16 protein-coding genes are annotated in these 19,196 nt (G+C 61.9%); 7 read left to right on the top strand and 9 right to left on the bottom strand.

Annotation, left to right across the window (positions count from 1 at the left end; translation table 11 throughout):
• Positions 1-78 precede the first annotated feature (78 nt).
• Together epsC and betT are read left to right on the top strand one after the other, a co-directional pair.
• Positions 79-1,005 (top strand): serine O-acetyltransferase EpsC, encoded by a 927-nt coding sequence (gene epsC, locus ACIOMR_RS14350; protein WP_003211862.1) that lies wholly within the window; start codon positions 79-81, stop codon positions 1,003-1,005.
• Between the two features lie 449 nt (positions 1,006-1,454).
• Entirely contained in the window at positions 1,455-3,416 is a 1,962-nt protein-coding gene (gene betT / locus ACIOMR_RS14345; RefSeq protein ID WP_003211865.1) for a choline transporter BetT, read from the top strand.
• Positions 3,417-3,419: 3 nt separating this feature from the next.
• Here betT and ACIOMR_RS14340 read toward each other — a convergent pair whose 3' ends face one another.
• On the bottom strand, positions 3,420-3,668 hold the full coding sequence (locus ACIOMR_RS14340; protein ID WP_003211868.1) for a hypothetical protein: 249 nt from the start codon (positions 3,666-3,668) through the stop codon (positions 3,420-3,422).
• A 177-nt stretch (positions 3,669-3,845) separates the two neighbouring features.
• Entirely contained in the window at positions 3,846-4,577 is a 732-nt protein-coding gene (locus ACIOMR_RS14335) for an SDR family oxidoreductase (protein WP_401194788.1), read from the bottom strand.
• 119 nt (positions 4,578-4,696) lie between these two features.
• Here ACIOMR_RS14335 and ACIOMR_RS14330 point away from each other — a divergent pair, with 119 nt between their 5' ends.
• The 3 genes from ACIOMR_RS14330 to mgrA all read left to right on the top strand — a co-directional run bounded on the left by ACIOMR_RS14330 (position 4,697) and on the right by mgrA (position 8,224).
• The gene (locus ACIOMR_RS14330; protein WP_008435806.1) at positions 4,697-5,587 is read left to right on the top strand and encodes a LysR family transcriptional regulator; all 891 of its coding nucleotides are present in this window, start codon (positions 4,697-4,699) and stop codon (positions 5,585-5,587) included.
• Between the two features lie 161 nt (positions 5,588-5,748).
• Positions 5,749-7,077: an OprD family outer membrane porin gene (locus ACIOMR_RS14325; RefSeq protein WP_080673292.1), complete on the top strand. Its 1,329-nt coding sequence runs from the start codon at positions 5,749-5,751 to the stop codon at positions 7,075-7,077.
• Between the two features lie 109 nt (positions 7,078-7,186).
• A complete protein-coding gene (mgrA, locus tag ACIOMR_RS14320) occupies positions 7,187-8,224 on the top strand; it encodes an L-glyceraldehyde 3-phosphate reductase (RefSeq protein WP_003211877.1) in 1,038 nt (345 codons plus the stop codon).
• 147 nt (positions 8,225-8,371) lie between these two features.
• Here mgrA and tauD read toward each other — a convergent pair whose 3' ends face one another.
• The 7 genes from tauD to ACIOMR_RS14285 all read right to left on the bottom strand — a co-directional run bounded on the left by tauD (position 8,372) and on the right by ACIOMR_RS14285 (position 16,590).
• Positions 8,372-9,208 (bottom strand): taurine dioxygenase, encoded by an 837-nt coding sequence (tauD, locus tag ACIOMR_RS14315; protein WP_177081397.1) that lies wholly within the window; start codon positions 9,206-9,208, stop codon positions 8,372-8,374.
• A 21-nt stretch (positions 9,209-9,229) separates the two neighbouring features.
• Complete coding sequence (gene tauC, locus ACIOMR_RS14310) at positions 9,230-10,066, bottom strand: taurine ABC transporter permease TauC (protein ID WP_003213163.1); 837 nt, start codon at positions 10,064-10,066, stop codon at positions 9,230-9,232.
• On the bottom strand, positions 10,063-10,842 hold the full coding sequence (tauB, locus tag ACIOMR_RS14305; protein ID WP_023659332.1) for a taurine ABC transporter ATP-binding subunit: 780 nt from the start codon (positions 10,840-10,842) through the stop codon (positions 10,063-10,065). The genes tauC and tauB overlap by 4 nt, the downstream gene beginning before the upstream one ends.
• Before the next feature lie 18 nt (positions 10,843-10,860).
• A complete protein-coding gene (gene tauA / locus ACIOMR_RS14300) occupies positions 10,861-11,838 on the bottom strand; it encodes a taurine ABC transporter substrate-binding protein (protein ID WP_003213167.1) in 978 nt (325 codons plus the stop codon).
• Positions 11,839-12,084: 246 nt separating this feature from the next.
• A complete protein-coding gene (gshA, locus tag ACIOMR_RS14295) occupies positions 12,085-13,668 on the bottom strand; it encodes a glutamate--cysteine ligase (protein ID WP_008435798.1) in 1,584 nt (527 codons plus the stop codon).
• A gap of 214 nt (positions 13,669-13,882) precedes the next feature.
• Positions 13,883-14,266, bottom strand: coding sequence for a PaaI family thioesterase (locus tag ACIOMR_RS14290; protein ID WP_401194781.1), 384 nt, complete (start codon positions 14,264-14,266; stop codon positions 13,883-13,885).
• The gene (locus ACIOMR_RS14285) at positions 14,266-16,590 is read right to left on the bottom strand and encodes a Tex family protein (RefSeq protein WP_102367889.1); all 2,325 of its coding nucleotides are present in this window, start codon (positions 16,588-16,590) and stop codon (positions 14,266-14,268) included. The genes ACIOMR_RS14290 and ACIOMR_RS14285 overlap by 1 nt, the downstream gene beginning before the upstream one ends.
• 357 nt (positions 16,591-16,947) lie before the next feature.
• On the opposite strand from ACIOMR_RS14285, the gene ompR reads away from it, so the two are divergent.
• Both ompR and ACIOMR_RS14275 read left to right on the top strand, forming a co-directional pair.
• Complete coding sequence (gene ompR / locus ACIOMR_RS14280; RefSeq protein WP_003213175.1) at positions 16,948-17,688, top strand: two-component system response regulator OmpR; 741 nt, start codon at positions 16,948-16,950, stop codon at positions 17,686-17,688.
• A gap of 116 nt (positions 17,689-17,804) precedes the next feature.
• Positions 17,805-19,118, top strand: a complete 1,314-nt coding sequence (locus tag ACIOMR_RS14275) for an ATP-binding protein (RefSeq protein ID WP_003213176.1) — start codon at positions 17,805-17,807, stop codon at positions 19,116-19,118.
• Positions 19,119-19,196 lie beyond the last annotated feature (78 nt).

The raw sequence follows: 19,196 nt of genomic DNA, 5'->3' as shown, positions 1-19,196 counted from the left end.
AGCATTGCACTATTGGTTCTTAAGGACGCTCAGGTTCCTTGCCGTAAAGTGATGGGCATTTCGTCAGGAGTGAAGACCGTGAGTGAGCGTTCCAGTCATTGGCAATTACAGACCATCGTCAGCCAGCTGCGCAGCGCCCGGGACCAGTGGCGCACCCGCAACGGCCGGGTCAGCGGCGAGCAGGGCGGGCGCGAGCTGCCTTCACGGGAAGCCGTGGCGCAGATTCTCGAGGCGTTGTGTGGTGCTCTGTTCCCCATGCGTCTGGGGCCGGTGGACCTGCGTGAAGAAAGTGAAGACTTCTACGTCGGCCACACCCTGGATGTGGCGCTGAATGCATTGCTCGCCCAGGCGCGCCTGGAGCTGCGGTATGCCGCGCGGCAAGGTGGCCAGGATGACAGTGAAGTCGACGCCCATGCCATCCACCTGATCCAGGATTTCGCCCTGGCGTTGCCAGGCTTGCGCAGCCTGTTGGACACCGACGTGCTCGCCGCCTACCACGGCGACCCGGCGGCGCGCAGCGTGGACGAAGTGCTGTTGTGCTACCCGGGGATTTTGGCGGTGATTCACCATCGCCTGGCGCACCACTTGTATCGGGCAGGCTTGCCGTTGCTGGCGCGCATCAGCGCGGAAATCGCGCATTCGGCGACCGGGATTGATATTCACCCGGGCGCGCAGATCGGCCCGAGCTTCTTTATCGACCACGGGACGGGTGTGGTGATTGGCGAGACGGCGATCATCGGCGAGCGGGTACGGATCTACCAGGCCGTGACATTGGGCGCCAAGCGTTTCCCAGCGGATGAGGATGGGCAATTGCAGAAAGGCCATCCGCGGCATCCGATTGTCGAGGATGATGTGGTGATCTATGCCGGGGCGACGATCCTGGGGCGGATTACGATTGGCAAGGGCTCGACCATTGGCGGCAATGTGTGGCTGACGCGCAGTGTGCCGGCGGGGGCGAACCTGACCCAGGCGAATCTGCAGCATGATGATGGGACGCAGAAATAGAGCAGCTCCCTCTCTAACGATCACACAGATCCAATGTGGGAGCGGGCTTGCTCGCGAATGCGGTGTATCAGTCGCCAGAAGTGTTGGCTGACACGCCGCATTCGCGAGCAAGCCCGCTCCCACATTTTGTCTGCATTCCAAATTTGAGCCGCACTACCCAAATTCGAGCCGTATTTCCCTCAGCAATCGCTGAACGTTTCGTCATCCCCATACGTCATACCTTTCCTTGAGCTAGTGTAGGAAACACCTACCACTCGGCCCTGCGATTAGTCCTCAAACCCCTATCCATGTTTAACTTGACTGTTCGTTCAAGTTAAATCGGTGGTTCGCTGCCCGCTCACAACAGGAGGCTTACCTTTGCTGAGTCCGTTTTTTACAGCCACATCCCATACCCTTGAGGTGCGCCCTACATGAGTGCATCGTCCACACCTTCCAGCGGTCTGGTCCGCATGAACCCGCCGGTGTTTTACTTCGCCGCGAGCTTCATCCTGCTGTTCGGCCTGACCGTCATCGCGATTCCCGAACAAGCCGGCGCCTGGCTGCTGGCCGCACAAAACTGGGCGGCCAACACGGTCGGCTGGTACTACATGCTGGCGATGACCCTGTATCTGGTCTTCGTGGTGGTCACCGCGTTATCGGGCTACGGCAAGATCAAACTCGGTGCCGACCACGACGAGCCCGAATTCAGTTACCTGTCCTGGGCCGGCATGCTGTTCGCCGCCGGGATCAGCATCACGCTGTTTTTCTTCTGCGTGTCCGAACCCCTGACTCACCTGGTGCAACCGCCCCAGGGCGAGGCCCTGAACGGTGACGCGGCGCGCCAGGCCATGCAGATCCTGTTTCTGCACTGGGGCCTGCATGGCTGGGGCGTGTTCGCCTTCGTCGGCATGGCCCTGGCGTACTTCGCCTACCGGCATAACCTGCCGCTGGCGTTGCGCTCGGCGCTATATCCGCTGATCGGCAAGCGCATCAACGGCCCCATCGGTTATGCGGTGGACGGCTTCGGCATCATCGCCACGGTGTTCGGCCTCGGCGCCGACATGGGCTTTGGCGTGTTGCACCTCAACTCAGGGCTCGATTACCTGTTCGGCGTGGCCCACACCCAGTGGATCCAGGTCGGCCTCATCACCTTGATGATGGGCGCGGCGATCCTGGTGGCGGTCTCCGGCGTCGACAAGGGCGTGCGGGTGATGTCCGACATCAACATGCTGCTGGCCTGTGCGCTGCTGCTGTTCGTGTTGTTCGCCGGCCCTACCCAGCACTTGCTCAACACCCTGATCCAGAACATCGGCGACTACCTCGGCGCCTTGCCGACCAAGAGTTTCGACCTCTACGCCTACGACAAACCGAGCGACTGGCTGGGCGGCTGGACCGTGTTTTATTGGGCCTGGTGGATCGCATGGTCGCCGTTCGTAGGCCTGTTTATCGCGCGCATTTCCCGCGGTCGTACCATCCGTGAATTTGTGTTCGGCGTGCTGTTGATCCCGCTGGGCTTCACCCTGGCGTGGATGTCGATCTTCGGCAACAGCGCCATCGACCAGGTGCTCAACCACGGCCTTACGGCGCTGGGACAGTCGGCCATTGATGACCCGTCGATGAGCCTCTACCTGCTGCTGGAAACCTACCCGTGGAGCAAGACCGTTATCGCGGTCACGGTGTTTATCAGCTTCGTGTTCTTCGTCACCTCGGCCGACTCCGGCACGGTGGTGCTCTCGACCTTGTCGGCCAAAGGCGGCAACGCCGATGAAGACGGGCCGAAGTGGCTGCGGGTGTTCTGGGGCGCGATGACCGCGTTGGTGACCAGCGCGCTGCTGTTTGCCGGCAGCATCGACTCGCTCAAGTCGGCCGTGGTCCTGACCTCGCTACCGTTCTCGATGATCCTGCTGCTGATGATGTGGGGGCTGCACAAGGCGTTCTACCTTGAGTCGCAGAAGCAGATTGCGCAGATGCATTCCCTCGCGCCGGTATCGGGCTCACGCAAGGGCACGGGCGGTTGGCGTCAGCGCCTGAGCCAGGCGGTGCATTTCCCGTCACGGGATGAGGTGTACCGTTTCCTCGAGACCACAGTGCGCCCGGCCATCGAAGAAGTGACGGCGGTGTTTGTCGAAAAAGGCCTCAACGTCGTCACCCAGCCTGACCCGGCCAATGACAGCGTCAGCCTGGAGATCGGCCACGGCGAGCAGCACCCGTTTGTGTATCAGGTGCAGATGCGCGGCTATTTCACCCCGTCATTCGCACGGGGCGGCATGGGTTCCAAGCAGCTCAACAACCGCCGCTACTACCGGGCGGAAGTGCACTTGAGCGAGGGCAGTCAGGACTACGACCTGGTGGGCTACACCAAGGAGCAGATCATCAACGACATCCTCGACCAGTACGAACGGCACATGCAGTTCCTGCACCTGGTTCGTTAAGGCTCAGGCCCTGATAAACAGGGCCAGTGCCACCAACGGCGCACCGAATACCCCGCTGCCGATCACCAGCTCCGAGACCAGGGGTTGGCCGGCAGTGACCACACCTACCGCGCCGTTCACCACCGACACCACCAGCCAGATCCCGACAAAGCTGTAGGCCAGAATGTGCCGGCTGACGCCCAGCTTTTGGCCGATGAACAGCATCAGCGCGAGGAGGATCAGGCCGGCGGTGATGACGAGGGCGGTGTGCATATCTGAAGTCTCCTGATACCCGCTGATTTTCCGTGAACACCAAACCTGTGGCGAGGGAGCTTGCTCCCGCTGGGCTGCGCAGCGGCCCCAAAAAAGATGGGAGCGCTGCGCACTCCAGCGGGAGCAAGCTCCCTCGCCACAATATTAGTGCGTCGTAGAGTGAGTGCTGCGTGGCCTTCAGACCAAACCACCATTGGCCCGCAGGATTTGCCCGTTCATCCAACCACCGGCCGGGCTCACCAGGAACGCCACCACGCGGGCGATATCTTCCGGTTGGCCCAGGCGTTCCAGCGGTGCCATCTTGGCCAGGCCCTGGATCTGCTCTTCGCTTTTGCCATGCAGGAACAGTTCGGTCGCCACCGGCCCCGGGGCAACGGCGTTGACGGTGATGCGCCGGCCGCGCATTTCCTTGGCGAACACCTGGGTCAGGGATTCCACCGCCGCCTTGCTGGCGATGTACACCGCATAACCGGGGAAGTTGAGGCCGACGGTGCTGCTGGAGAAATTGACGATGCGCCCGCCGTCGTTCAGGCGGGTGGCGGCTTCACGCAGGGCGTTGAAGGTGCCGCGGGTATGGATGTCGAAGTTCTGGTTGTAGAGCTCATCGCTGTGTTGGGCCAGCGGCAGCACCTTGAGGATCCCGGCGTTGTTGATCAGCACATCAACCTTGCCCAGCTGGGCTTCGGTCTCGTCGAACAGGCGCTTGACGTCGGCGGCGCTGGCCACGTCGCCCTGGATCGCTATGGCTTGGTGGCCGGCCTGGCGCAACTCCACTACCAGCCTTGACGCTTCGGTGGCGCTGTTGGCGTAGTTGATGGCGACGGCATAACCGTCGGCAGCCAGTTGTCTGGCAACCACGGCGCCGATGCCGCGTGAGGCGCCGGTAACGATAGCAACTTGGGTAGTCATGATCGGGTTTCCTTGGGGCAGTGGTTGGGTGTGGAGGCAGATTCACATGTTTACCCAGGCCGATAAATGCGCCAGAGTTGCCTTGACTGTTCAAGAATCGCCAACAATGGAGACGCGCCGTGGACCAGGTCAAAGCGATGAAAGTGTTCGTGAGGATTTACGAACGCAGCAGCTTCACGCTGGCGGCCGATGACCTGAACCTGCCGCGCGCCACCCTGACCCACACCCTCAACCAGTTCGAGGCCTGGCTCGGCACGCGCCTGCTGGAACGCAGCACCCGCCGCGTCCGCCCCACGCTGGATGGCGAGGCCTACTACCTGCGCTGTGTGCAACTGCTGGCGGAGCTGGAAGAGGCGGAACTGGCCTTCCGTTCGGTGGCCCCCAAGGGCCGCCTGCGGGTGGATTTGCACGGCACCCTGGCCAAGTACTTCGTGATCCCGGCGCTGCCGCAATTCATGGCGCGCTACCCGGAAATCGAGCTGTCCATCAGCGAGGCGGACCGCTTCGTCGACCTGATCGCCGAAGGCGTGGATTGTGTGCTGCGGGCGGGCACCCTGGGGGATTCGGCATTGATCGGTCGCCGGGTTGCGACGCTGCGCCAGGTGACCTGCGCGAGCCCGGCCTACCTGCGCAAATACGGCGAGCCGAAGCGCCTCGCCGACCTGGGCGAGCACCGTGCGGTGAACTATGTTTCACGCACCACCGCGAAGCTGTTCCCCTTCGAGTTCATGGTCGACGGTCAGGTGCAGGAAGTGACGATCGAGGGGGCGCTGTCGGTGTTCGGCGCAGAGATTTATGCCGCCAGCGCAGTCGCCGGACTGGGCATTATCCAGTGCCCGCACTACCGCATCGCCGAGCTGATCAACCAGGGCGTGATGCAGGAAATCCTCATTGATACACCACCGCCGCCCATGCCGGTTTCGGTGCTCTACCCGCAAAACCGACACATGTCGCCGAGGGTGCGAGTGTTCGTCGATTGGCTCGCCGAAATCTTCGCCACTGCCCGCTAACCCGCGTCTTTACTGGGTTTCTTAAATTTAATTTCATCCGGGTAAAGGGTGTTTTGACTCCGAACTGTCACATGGCCATCGCCTAATTGTGTGAAGCGTTTGACGCTTTCATTTCAGAACAGTGACGGAGACCGGTACCAATGAAGACGTTATTAAGCCCCATGGTGGGTGCCGCCATGGCGAGCTTTATGCTGTCCGCCCACGCCGATTTTATCGATGACAGCCACGCCGACGTGACCCTGCTCAACCGCTACCTCAACCAGCAGGGGCGGGATGTGGTGAACAGCAATAACAAGGCCCACAGCATCCGCGATTGGGGCCAGGGTTTTGAGTTCAACTTCAAGTCCGGCTACACCGATGGGCCGGTGGGCTTTGGCCTGGACCTGCAGGCGTTCTACGGTTTGAAACTGGACTCCGGCGGCGACCTCAATGACAAGGATCACCAGGGCCGCTACCCCGGCAGCATGTTCCCGCTGGATAACGGCAAGTCGGCCGACCAGTTCGGCGTGCTCAGCCCGACCTTCAAGATGCGCTTCGCCCAGGATGAATTGCGCGTCGGTACGCTGTACGGCAACAACCCGGTGCTGGCCAACACCGACGGCCGCCTGTACCAGCAGACCAACACCGGCGTGCAGTTGGTTTCCAAGGACTTGACCGACTTCACCTTTACCGCCGGTGACATCCTCAAGACCAAGATCCGCAACGAAACCGGCGACCAGGGCATGATCACCGCCGGCGGCACCAAAGAGAGCGATCGCTTCCTCTACGGCGGTGCGGACTACAAAGGTTTGCCGGACACCACCGTCAGCCTGTGGTACTCCAACCTTGAGGATTACTACCAGCAGTTCTTCCTCGGTGCCAAGCGCCATGACGCCTTGCCTGTCGGCGCGATCGACACCGACGTGCGCCTGTACCGCAGCCTGGGTGTGGGTGAAAACGCCGCGGGCGACAAAGACTATTCCGCTGCGGGTCTCTACGGCGATGGCACCTCCAAGGGCCGCATCAACCAGTCCACCGTCAGCCTGCTGGAAAGCTACAGCCTGGACGGCCATACCGTCGGCCTGGGCATCCAGAAAAACAGCGGCGACAGCGACTTCCCGTACCTGGATTCCGGCCTGAACAGCGGTGCCAGCAACCAGGGCCCGGGCTCGGGCGCCGACACCCCGGCACTCACCAACATGCAACTGAACAAGTTCCAGCATGCCGGCGAGCGCACCTGGCTGGCGCAGTACAAATATGACTTCGGCAAACTCGGCCTTAACGGCCTGACCTTCGCCACGTCCTACGCACACGGCGATGACATCCGCACCACCCAAGGCACTACCAGTGAATGGGAACGTAACGTCACCGTGGCTTACCAGGTGCCCACCGGCACCCTCAAAGGCCTCGGCGTAACCTGGCGAAATGCCCACGCCAGCCCGGATATCACCGGTGCCACGGTGCAAGATGAAAACCGCTTCTATGTAAGCTACGTCGTTCCACTCTGGTAGGACTTTGCTGTAAAAGGGATAGGCAGACTTAAGCGATTCAGCTGCTTAAAAGGCCCGGGAATATGCTTATTCCCGGGCCTTATTTGCCCCAAGTCCAAGAGAGGATTCGATGACTTACATTGCTGCCGAAAACCGCTATGAATCTATTCCTTACCGCCGCGTAGGTCGCAGCGGACTGGTGCTGCCGGCACTGTCCCTGGGGCTGTGGCACAACTTTGGCGACAGCACCCCGATCGACACCCAGCGCGCCTTGCTGCGCACCGCGTTCGACCTGGGTATCAACCACTTCGACCTGGCCAACAACTACGGCCCTCCATACGGCAGCGCCGAGATCAACTTCGGTCGTTTGCTGCGGGAAGACTTCAAGCATTACCGCGACGAACTGATCATCTCCAGCAAGGCGGGCTGGGACATGTGGCCAGGCCCTTATGGCCAGGGCGGCGGTTCGCGCAAGTACGTGCTGGCGAGCCTCGACCAGAGCCTGCAACGCCTGGGCGTCGACTATGTGGACATCTTCTACTCCCACCGTTTTGATGCCGACACCCCGCTGGAAGAAACCGCCAGCGCACTGGCCACCGCCGTGCAACAGGGCAAGGCGTTGTACATCGGGATCTCGTCCTACTCCGGCGTGAAAACCCGGGAAATTGCGGCGCTGCTCCAGGAGTGGAAAGTCCCGCTGCTGATCCACCAGCCGGCCTACAACCTGCTCAACCGCTGGGTGGAAAAAGACCTGCTGGACGTCACCGAAGAACTCGGTGCCGGGGTGATCGCGTTCACGCCATTGGCCCAGGGCCTGCTGACCGACAAATACCTCAACGGCGTACCGGCGGATGCGCGGGTCAATCGTCCGGGGGGTGGTTCGTTGCAGGCCAAGCACTTGTCCGAGGCCAACATCGCCCACGCCCGCGCGCTGAATGAAATTGCCAAGCGCCGTGGCCAGAGCCTGGCGCAGATGGCGTTGGCGTGGACGTTGCGTGATCCACGGGTCACCAGCGCCCTGATCGGCGCGAGCCGGCCGGAGCAGATCATTGAAAACGTCGGTGCGTTGCAGAACCTGAGCTTCAGCGCGCAGGAACTGGCGGAGATTGATCGGTTTGCCCAGGAAGGCGGGATTAACCTGTGGGAGAAGCCGTCTACGGCTGAATAAGCGGTAGAGCCCGATTCCGGCATCAACCTCTACCCAATGTGGGAGCGGGCTTGCTCGCGAAAGCGGAGTGTCAGTCACTGGATATGTCGACTGATTCACCGCTTTCGCGAGCAAGCCCGCTCCCACATTTGATTTGTGGTGTGCCTGCTAGAACGGCACATCTCCAAGAATCGTCGCCCGATGCATCACCCGCCGCTGCGGCCGGTAATCATCCACCGCGTAATGCTGGGTCACGCGGTTATCCCAGAACGCCACGTCATTTTCCTGCCAACGCCAGCGAATGGTGAATTCCGGCCGTGTTGCATGGGCAAACAGCAGCTTCAACACCACGTCGCTTTCCGCCGGCTCCAGTTCGTTGATCTTGCTGGTGAACCCCTCGCTGACGAACAGCGACTTACGCCCGCTCACCGGGTGCGTACGAATCACCGGGTGAGACAGCGGCGGGTTCTTGCGCCGGGCTTCTTCCCAGCGCGCCAAATCTTCCGGCGTGTTGCCATAACGCTCCAGCGGGAAGGAGCGGGTGAAGTCATGGGTTGCCGTCAAACCGTCCAACAGTTTCTTGAACGGCTCGGACAGCGCCTCATACGCGGCAATCCCGCTGGCCCACAACGTATCGCCACCAAACTCCGGCAGCAGCTTGGCGCTCAGTACCGCACCGAGGGCCGGGGTGGGCAGGAAGGTCACGTCGGTGTGCCAGATGGCGTTGTCGCGCACGTCGGTCACGGCGGTGTCGAGGATCAGCACTTCAGGCTGCTCCGGCACGTTGGGGTAGATCGGGTGAATGTGCAGGTCGCCGAAATTCGCCGCGAACCGCGCCTGTTGCTGCGGGTTGATTGGCTGGTTACGGAAGAACAGCACCGAATGCTTGAGCAGCGCCTGTTCGATGGCGTCGCGGTCTTCAATCTTCAACGGTTGGGTGATGTCGACGCCACTGATCTGGGCGCCAAGGGCGGTGCTGAGAGGTGTTACGGTCAGGCTGCTCATGGGATTCTCGTCGAAAATTTTTCAGTGTGCCTGGCCATGCCACGGCACCAATTTGCGCTGCAGGGCACGCAAGCCCATTTCCATGGCGAAGGCGATCAGCGCGATCACCAGAATCCCCAGCACCACTACGTCGGTGACCAGGAATTGCGCGGCGGACTGCACCATGAAGCCCAGGCCGCTGGTGGCCGCGATCAATTCTGCGGCTACCAGGGTCGACCAACCCACGCCCAGGCCAATCCGCACGCCGGTGAGGATGTCGGGCAGGGCGCTCGGCAGGATCACATGGCGAATCAGTTGTGCCCGGGTAGCGCCCAACGACTGCGCAGCGCGCAGTTTGGCCGGGTCGACGGTACGTACGCCGGTGGCGGTCGCGATGGCAATCGGCGCGAAAATCGCCAGGTAGATCAGCAGTACTTTGGACAGCTCGCCGATGCCGCACCAGATCACGATCAGCGGCAGGTAGGCCAGTGGTGGAATCGGCCGGTAGAACTCGATCAGCGGGTCGAGAATGCCCCGGGCGATGCGGTTGGAACCGATGGCAATCCCCACCGGCACGGCGGTCAGCACGGCAAAGCCGAGGCCCAGGCCGATGCGCTTGAGGCTCGCGCCCAGGTGCTGCCACAGGGTGGAATCCATGTAGCCGGTGGTCGCCAGCAGCCAGCCTTTTTGCAGCACGGCCGAAGGCGGTGGCAGGAACAGCGGCTCGATCAGCCCGCTGGCGGTCACGGCCCACCAGATGGCAACCAGGGTCACCAGGGTCAGCACGCTGATCCAGCGGGTGCTCAGGCTGCGGCGTACGGGCACGACGGGTTTGCTCGCCGGCTTGGTGGCCGTGGCCGGTAATTCGTAACTGCTCATGCGGACACCTGCCGTTGGGAGAACACCTTGCCCAGCACGTGTTCGCGGGTTTCGATAAAGCGCGGGTCGGACTTGATCGCGCGTGCCGACTCACCGGCGGCGTAGCGCTGGCCGAAGTCCAGGCTCAGGCGCTCGACGATCTGGCCGGGGTTGGGCGCCAGCAGAATCAAATCCGTGGCGAGGAACACCGCTTCTTCGATGTCGTGGGTAATCAGGAATACCGGTTTGGCCGTGCGCCGCCAGACTTGCAGCAACAGCTCCTGCATCTGTTCGCGGGTGAAGGCATCAAGGGCGCCGAAGGGTTCGTCCATCAGCAGTACGCGGGGGTCGGCAGCCAATGCACGGGCCAGGCCGACACGTTGCTTCTGGCCACCGGAGAGTTGCCAGATACGACGGCTGTCGAAACCGGCGAGGTCCACCAGGGCGAGCATTTCCCGGGCGCGGATTTCCCGCTGGTCCTTGGGCACGCCTGCCAACTCCAGGCCGAAGCCGACGTTGGCCAGCACGTCCTGCCAGGGCAGCAGGGCGTCGTCCTGGAACACCACGCCGCGTTCGGCGCTCGGCCCCTTTACCGGCACACCGTCAAGGGTGATGCGCCCGGCGCTGGGTTCGACAAAGCCGGCAATCAGGTTCAACAGCGAAGTCTTGCCACTGCCGGAAGGGCCGAGGGCCACCAGCAATTGCTGGGGCCCAAGGCTCAGGGAAATATCTGCCAGTACTGGCTCCGGGCTGCCTGGGTACTGTGCGCTGATGCGCTCCAGTTGTAGCAAGGCCATCGCGGTTAACTCCTGGTATCAGTTAGTGATGAACTTCGGGCTGACGTACGGGGCGTAGTCCGGCAGTACGGCGTCGACCTTGCCTTGTTCCTTGAGGAACGCGGCGGTATCGGTGACAGCCTTGGTGGTCGGTGCGCCGAGCAGGGTGACCTGGTCAGCCGCCAGCGGGTAGACGTTGCCTTGCAGCAGCAGCGGAATGTCGCTGGCCTTGGCCCCGGAGAGCTTCACCAGTTTGTCTACGTTGCCTTTGTCAGCCAGCCAGGCTTGTGGGTCTTTGCGGTAAGCGGCGTAGGCATCCAGGGTGACCTTGGCAAAAGCCGTGACGATTTCCGGGTGCTTCTCGGCGAAATCCTTACGCACGATCCAGGCATCGAAAGTCGGTGCGCCGAACTTGGCCAGTTCGCCGGAGGTGATCAGCACCTTGCCGTTTTCCTTGGCCACGCCAAGCGCTGGGTCCCACACGTAGGTGGCGTCGATATCACCACGTTTCCAGGCGGCGATGATGGCCGGCGGGGCGAGGTTGAGGATGGTCACTTTGGACGGGTCGATGTTCCAGTGCTTCAACGCGGCCAGCAGGCTGTAGTGGCCGGTGGAAACGAATGGCACGGCGACTTTCTTGCCGATCAGGTCCTGCGGGCTGTTGATCCCGGAACCGTTGCGGGCCACCAGGGCCTCGGCCCCGCCGATCTGGGTGGCGATCAGGAAGGTTTCCACCGGGACCTTTCGGGTCACGGCAGCGGTCAGCGGGCTGGAACCGAGGTAGCCGATCTGCACGTCACCGGAAGCGATGGCGGCGATGATGTCGGCACCGTTGTCGAATTTGCGCCAGTCGATCTTGGCGTTGGTGGCTTTTTCGTACGCGCCGTCGGCCTGAGCGACTTTCGCCGGGTCAACGGTGGTCTGGTAAGCGATGGTCACGTCGGCGGCCTGGGCAAACAGGCTGGCACCGGCCAGGGACAACGCCGCCAAGAGGCGAAGGGGGAAGTGCAGTTTCAAGGGGGAAGTCCTCATCAGGCGGCCGGAGGTCGGCGTGTGAGAAGACTAAATGATCTAAGAATCCGAAAATAAATAACATTTTCGAATTAGCTTATGAGGAGAAACTCGAGCACTAGGCTAGAAGGCGCGTAGGCCAAATGTGGGAGCGGGCTTGCTCGCGAAAGCGGTGAATCAGTCACCGAATACATCGACTGATACAACGCTTTCGCGAGCAAGCCCGCTCCCACAGGGGTCTGTGTCAGGCTTTTAGTTGCTGATGGCGAGGATGCTCGCCTGGTACGACCCGACAAACACGTCAAAATCACCCACTTCGTTCTGCTCAAGCTCCGCCTGCTGCGCCAGCGAACTGCGCGCCAGCTCCTCAAAACGTGCCTGTTCCTCTGCCTTCAACGGCTCGCTGCGGAAGTACTCCGCATGCACCTGGCTCTGATGCAGCGAGAACTGCGCAAAGCTCTCTTTACGCTCGCTCATCGCCGCCAGCACCTGGGCCGACGGGGTCAGGGACGAATCCTTGACCTTCGCCAGCTGCGCGTCCAGCGCCTGGCTGTGTTCATTGATGCCCTGGCTCTGGTCCAGCATCGCCGCCAGCGGAGCAATCTGCTCCAGCAGCTCTGCCGCCCATTCCTTCATGTCCACCGATTCGCCACGGCGCTGCAATTGCAGGCCCGGACGGCGGCCTTCCTTGACCACGCTGAGGAAGTTGGAGGTGGCGTTGCCGCACTCATTGTCGGCGAACAGCGGGCTGTCATTCAGCGCGCAATACAGCAGGAACGCATCGAGGAAGCGCGACTCTTGCAAGTCGATGCCCATCGGCAGGAACGGGTTGATGTCCAGGCAACGCACTTCGATGTACTGGATGCCACGGGCCATCAGCGCCTGGATCGGCCGTTCGCCGGTGTAGGTCACGCGCTTGGGCCGGATGTTGGAGTAGTACTCGTTTTCGATCTGCAGGATGTTGGTGTTGAGCTGAACCCACTCACCGTCCTTATGGGTACCGACTTCGACGTACGGTGCGTAGGGCGTTGCCACAGCTTCGCGCAGGCTGTCGGTGTAGCTCGCCAGGTCGTTGTAGCACGGCGTCAGGCCGGCCTGGGCGTTGCTCTGGTAACCCAGGTCGCTCATGCGCAGGCTGGTGGCGTACGGCAGGTACAGGGTGTCGGCGTCCAGCACTTCGAGCTGGTGCGAACGACCGCGCAGGAAACCCGCGTCCAGGGCCGGCGAGGCGCCGAACAGGTACATCAGCAGCCAGCTGTAGCGGCGGAAGTTACGGATCAGCGCGATATAGGCCGTGGACTGGTAATCCCGGTCGGTGCCCACAAAGCCTTCGGCTTCCTTGAGCAACGGCCAGAGGTCTTCCGGCAGGGAAAAGTTGTAGTGGATCCCGGCGATGCACTGCATGGTCTTGCCGTACCGCAGGGCCAGGCCCTTGCGATACACGTACTTGAGCTGTCCGATGTTGGAGGTGCCGTAGTAGGCAATCGGAATATCTTCCTCGGCCGGCAACGGGCACGGCATCGATGGACTCCACAGGTACTCGCTGCCGAGCTTGCTGTAGGCAAAACGGTGGATCTTGTCGAGGCTGCTCAGGGTATCGGCCGGGTTGGGCAACGCCGGCGTGATGAATTCAAGCAGCGACTCGGAATAGTCGGTGGTGATCTGTTCGTGGGTCAGTGCAGCGCCCAGGGCCTCGGGATGCGGCGTTTGTGCCAGTCGGCCTTCACCGGTGACGCGCAGGCATTCGCGCTCGATGCCGTGCAGGCATTGCTCGAGCAAAGAGAGGTGTTCGTGCTTGCCGAGCAGGGCCAGGCGGCGGTTGAGAAGTTCGCTCAAGTTGGATTCCTTCACGCGTCAGTCGCCCCAATATGGGGGTGGTCAGGACGGTCTACAAGGGTGAAGTGGAAACTGGCGTTATCGCCTGGTTTTTGAGCCGGATTGACCCACTCTGAAAGAGCCGCCCTCGTCCCTGAATCTGGCTATCGCGCACGAGGAAAAGTTCGGCGCAACTTTCGAAGCGCCGAAATTAACTCAAATCGATGACAGGGAGCTATAGGACAGCGAAGGTGCCTTGTGCTTTTGCGACCAGTTTTTCGTCCTGGTACACGTCCGCCTCGACCACCAGCGTGCGCCGACCCGGGTGAATCACTCGGGCGGTGCACAGCACATCGCCGTCGGAAACGGCGCGGATGTAGTTGATCTTGCATTCGATGGTCGCGCTCTGCTGGTCGAAACCATGGGAGCTGGAACACGCCAGCCCCATGGCAATGTCCACCAGGCTGAAGATCGCCCCGCCATGGAGCTTGCCAGCGCGGTTGCGCAACTGCGGTTCCAGGCTCAAGGCCACCTCGGCAACACCGGTTTCCAGGCGCTGCAGGCGGCAGCCAATGAGTTCGCTGAAAGCGCTGTGGGTCAAGCCGGCTGGCAGTTCCATTAACGTTTCTTCAGTTGTTTGGCGTTGGCGAACAGCGAAGCCATGGCGTTGTTGGCCGGGGCTGGCGCAGCGGTTTCCTTGCGGGGGGCAGCGCCTTGGGACTGGCGTGGCGCCGAGCCCGGGCGTGCGCCGCGGGCACCGTCGATTTTCTCGCCCGGGGTGTCGCTCATGCGCATCGACAGGCCGACGCGTTTGCGCGGGATGTCGACTTCCATGACCTTGACCTTAACCACATCACCGGCTTTCACCGCTTCACGCGGGTCCTTGATGAACTTCTCCGAAAGCGCAGAGATGTGCACCAAACCGTCCTGATGCACGCCGATATCCACAAACGCGCCGAAGTTGGTCACGTTGGTCACCACGCCTTCGAGGATCATCCCCAGTTGCAGGTCCTTGAGGTCTTCGACGCCTTCCTGGAATTCGGCGGTCTTGAACTCGGGACGCGGGTCGCGGCCAGGTTTTTCCAGCTCTTGCAGGATGTCGGTGATGGTCGGCACGCCGAAGGTTTCGTCGGTGTACTTCTTCGGGTCGAGGCGCTTGAGGAACGCGGCGTCGCCGATCAGCGAGCGGATGTCGCGGTCGGTTTCAGCGGCAATGCGTTGTACCAGCGGGTAGGCTTCCGGGTGGACAGCCGAGGAATCCAGCGGGTTGTCACCGTTCATGACGCGCAGGAAGCCGGCGGCTTGTTCGAAGGTTTTTTCGCCAAGGCGTGCGACTTTTTTCAGCGCTGCACGGGTCTTGAACGCACCGTTTTCGTCGCGGTGGGTCACGATGTTCTGCGCCAGGGTGGCGTTGAGGCCGGAGATGCGGGCCAGCAGCGCAACCGAAGCGGTGTTTACGTCCACGCCCACGGCGTTCACGCAGTCTTCAACCACGGCGTCCAGGCCGCGAGCCAGTTTCAGCTGCGACACGTCGTGCTGGTACTGGCCGACGCCGATGGATTTCGGATCGATCTTCACCAGCTCGGCCAGTGGGTCCTGCAGGCGGCGAGCGATGGACACTGCGCCACGGATCGACACGTCGAGGTCCGGGAATTCCTTGGAAGCCAGTTCAGACGCGGAGTACACCGAAGCGCCGGCCTCGGAGACCATCACCTTGGTCATCTGCATGCCTGGGTATTTTTTGATCAGCTCGGCGGCCAGCTTGTCGGTTTCACGGCTGGCGGTGCCGTTGCCGATGGCAATCAGGTCCACCGAGTGCTTGGCGCACAGGGCGGCCAGGATGGCGATGGTCTGGTCCCACTTGTTGTGCGGCACGTGGGGGTAAACCGTGGCGTGATCCAGCAGCTTGCCGGTGGCGTCGACCACGGCAACCTTGCAGCCGGTGCGCAGGCCCGGGTCGAGGCCCAGGGTCGCGCGTGGGCCGGCGGGTGCGGCCAGCAGCAGGTCGTGCAGGTTGTGGGCGAATACGCTGATGGCTTCGGTTTCGGCGCCGTCGCGCAACTCGCCCAGCAGGTCGGTTTCCAGGTGGGTGTAGAGCTTGACCTTCCAGGTCCAGCGCACGACTTCACTGAGCCACTTGTCCGCAGGACGATTCTGATTCTGGATGCCGAACTGTTGACCGATCATGCCTTCGCACGGGTGCATGGTGCCTGGCAGCTCGTCGCCGACTTTCAGCGCGGAGCTCAGGATGCCTTCGTTGCGGCCGCGGAAAATCGCCAGTGCACGGTGGGACGGCATGCTTTTCAGCGGCTCGTCGTGTTCGAAGTAATCGCGGAACTTGGCGCCTTCCTCTTCCTTGCCGGCGATTACGCGGGCACTGAGGGTGGCTTCCTGCTTCAGGTAGTTGCGCAGTTTTTCCAGCAGGTTGGCGTCTTCGGCGAAGCGCTCCATGAGGATGTACTTGGCGCCTTCGAGGGCGGCCTTGACGTCGGCCACGCCTTTTTCGGCATCGACAAAGCGTGCAGCTTCGGTTTCCGGGGCCAGGGACGGGTCGTTGAACAGACCGTCGGCCAGCTCGCCGAGGCCGGCTTCCAGGGCGATCTGGCCCTTGGTGCGGCGCTTCTGCTTGTACGGCAGGTACAAGTCTTCGAGGCGGGTCTTGGTGTCGGCGAGCTTGATGTCGCGTTCCAGCTGCGGGGTCAGCTTGCCTTGCTCTTCGATGCTGGCGAGGATGCTGATACGCCGTTCGTCGAGTTCTCGCAGGTAGCGCAGGCGCTCTTCCAGATGCCGCAACTGGATATCATCGAGGCTGCCGGTGACTTCTTTACGGTAACGGGCGATGAAGGGCACTGTGGAGCCTTCATCCAGTAGAGCGACGGCCGCTTCGACCTGTTGTGGGCGTACGCCGAGTTCCTCGGCGATGCGGCTGTTGATGCTGTCCATAAAACCACCTGAAATTCTGAAAGCAGGCTCGCAGGCCCGGAAAACAAGGCTCGCGAGGCTGGTTGAGCGGCCCGTCTGGCGCCGCTGCCTGGGTCAAGAGGCAGCCTATTGACCCTCGAAATCGAAAAAATCACTACAAGCGGGTGAAAAAAATCCCCTGGCAGTAAACGGTAACGAACTGACGTTGCCCTGCACAAAGGCGCCGCATTATAACCAGCGTTCTGCCCTTGGGGGGATTGCCGCCAAGGTTGTAGGGCGCGGGTTCGCTGGCGGTAGAGGAAAAATCTGCTAACAATGCACACGGTGCGTATAACGGCAGCTACGCCATAATGCGCGCCGAGATAAGAGGAGCATCTAATGAGCAGCACTGCACAAACTGCTGAAGGCGAAAAAATTCTCATCGTTGATGACGATCCGGGGCTGAGCAGCCTGCTGGAGCGTTTCTTCAACTCCAAGGGCTACCGTGCCCGCGCGGTGCCAAACACCGAACAGATGGACCGCCTGTTGGGACGTGAAGTCTTCAACCTGGTGGTGCTGGACCTGATGCTGCCCGGCGAAGACGGCCTGACCGCCTGCAAACGCCTGCGCGGCGCCAACAATCAGATCCCGATCATCATGCTGACCGCCAAGGGCGATGAGCTGAGCCGCATCAAGGGCCTGGAACTGGGCGCCGACGATTACCTGGCCAAGCCGTTCAACCCGGACGAGCTGATGGCACGGGTCAAGGCCGTACTGCGTCGCCAGGCCGCCCCGGTACCGGGCGCTCCAGGCAGCGAAGACGAAAGCGTGACCTTCGGCGACTACGAGTTGTCGCTGGCCACCCGTGAGCTCAAGCGTGGCGATGAAGTGCACATGCTGACCACCGGCGAATTCGCCGTGCTCAAGGCACTGGTGATGAACGCTCGCCAGCCGCTGACCCGCGACAAGCTGATGAACCTGGCCCGTGGCCGTGAGTGGGACGCCCTCGAGCGCTCCATCGACGTACAGATCTCCCGTCTGCGCCGGATGATCGAGCCCGATCCATCCAAGCCGCGTTATATCCAGACGGTGTGGGGTGTGGGTTACGTGTTTGTGCCGGATGGCACTGCAACCAAGTGACCGATGATTTGCAGAGGCGGGCGTGCCGGTGATGACTCGATAAGAGTCAGCCGGTTGCCCGGCGTTTGCAATTCTGCGAGCTTGGCTCGCTCCTGCAAGGTGTTCAGCTGTCTTTTATGAAAACCCCGTTGTGGTTCCCGCAGAGTTTCTTCTCACGCACCCTTTGGCTGGTGCTCATCGTCGTACTGTTTTCCAAGGCCCTGACACTGGTTTATCTGTTGATGAACGAAGACGTGCTGGTGGACCGGCAGTACAGCCACGGTGTCGCGCTGACCTTGCGCGCCTATTGGGCCGCAGACCCCGAGAACCGCGAGAAGATCGCCAAGGCCGCTACCCTGGTCCGGGTCGCGGGCGCGGGCGTGCCCGAGGGCGAGCAACATTGGCCCTACAGCGAAATCTACCAGCGCCAGATGCAGGCCGAACTGGGTGAAGACACCGAGGTGCGGTTGCGCATGCATGTGTCGCCGGCGCTGTGGGTGCGAGCGCCGAGCCTGGGGGAGGACTGGCTGAAAGTGCCGCTGTATCCGCATCCGTTGCGGGGGCAGAAGATCTGGAACGTGCTGGGCTGGTTCCTGGCGATTGGCTTACTTTCCACCGCGTCTGCCTGGATTTTCGTGCGCCAGCTCAACCAGCCGCTCAAGCGCCTGGTGTTTGCCGCACGCCAGCTGGGCCAGGGCCGCAGTGTGCGCCTGCCCATCAGCGATACGCCGAGTGAAATGACCGAGGTGTACAGCGCGTTCAACCAGATGGCCGAGGATGTCGAACAGGCGGGGCGCGAGCGCGAGCTGATGCTGGCGGGGGTGTCCCATGACCTGCGCACGCCGCTGACGCGTCTGCGGCTTTCCCTGGAACTGATGGGTAACCACACCGACCTTACCGACGACATGGTTCGAGACATCGAGGACATGGACGCGATTCTCGACCAGTTCCTGGCGTTTATCCGCGATGGCCGGGACGAGGTGGTGGAAGAGGTCGACCTGACGGACCTGGTTCGCGAGGTGGTTGCGCCTTACAACCAGAATGGCGAGCAGGTGCGCATGCGCCTGGAGCCGATCCAGCCGTTCGCGTTGCGTCGGGTTTCGATGAAGCGCCTGCTGAATAACCTGATTGGTAACGCGCTGCATCACGCCGGTTCCGATGTGGAAGTAGCAGCCTACGTTTCCGGGGATACCAGTGCGCCTTACGTGGTTCTGAGTGTCATGGACCGTGGGGCCGGCATCGATCCGGCGGAACTGGAAGGTATCTTCAACCCGTTCACCCGCGGCGACCGTGCCCGGGGTGGCAAAGGCACGGGCCTGGGGCTGGCGATTGTGCGGCGGATTGCTTCGATGCATGGCGGCAATGTCGAATTGCGCAACCGGCCGGATGGCGGCCTGGAAGCGCGAGTGCGCTTGCCGTTGGGGCTGATGTTGCCCAGGGACGCGGTCTAAATGTGGGAGCGGGCTTGCTCGCGAAGGCGGTGGGTCAGTCCATAGAAATGTCGACTGATCCACCGCCTTCGCGAGCAA

The sequence above is a fragment of the Pseudomonas sp. NPDC087814 genome, from assembly GCF_044742865.1.
GTDB lineage: Bacteria > Pseudomonadota > Gammaproteobacteria > Pseudomonadales > Pseudomonadaceae > Aquipseudomonas.
This window is presented reverse-complemented; position numbering and strand designations above follow the sequence as displayed.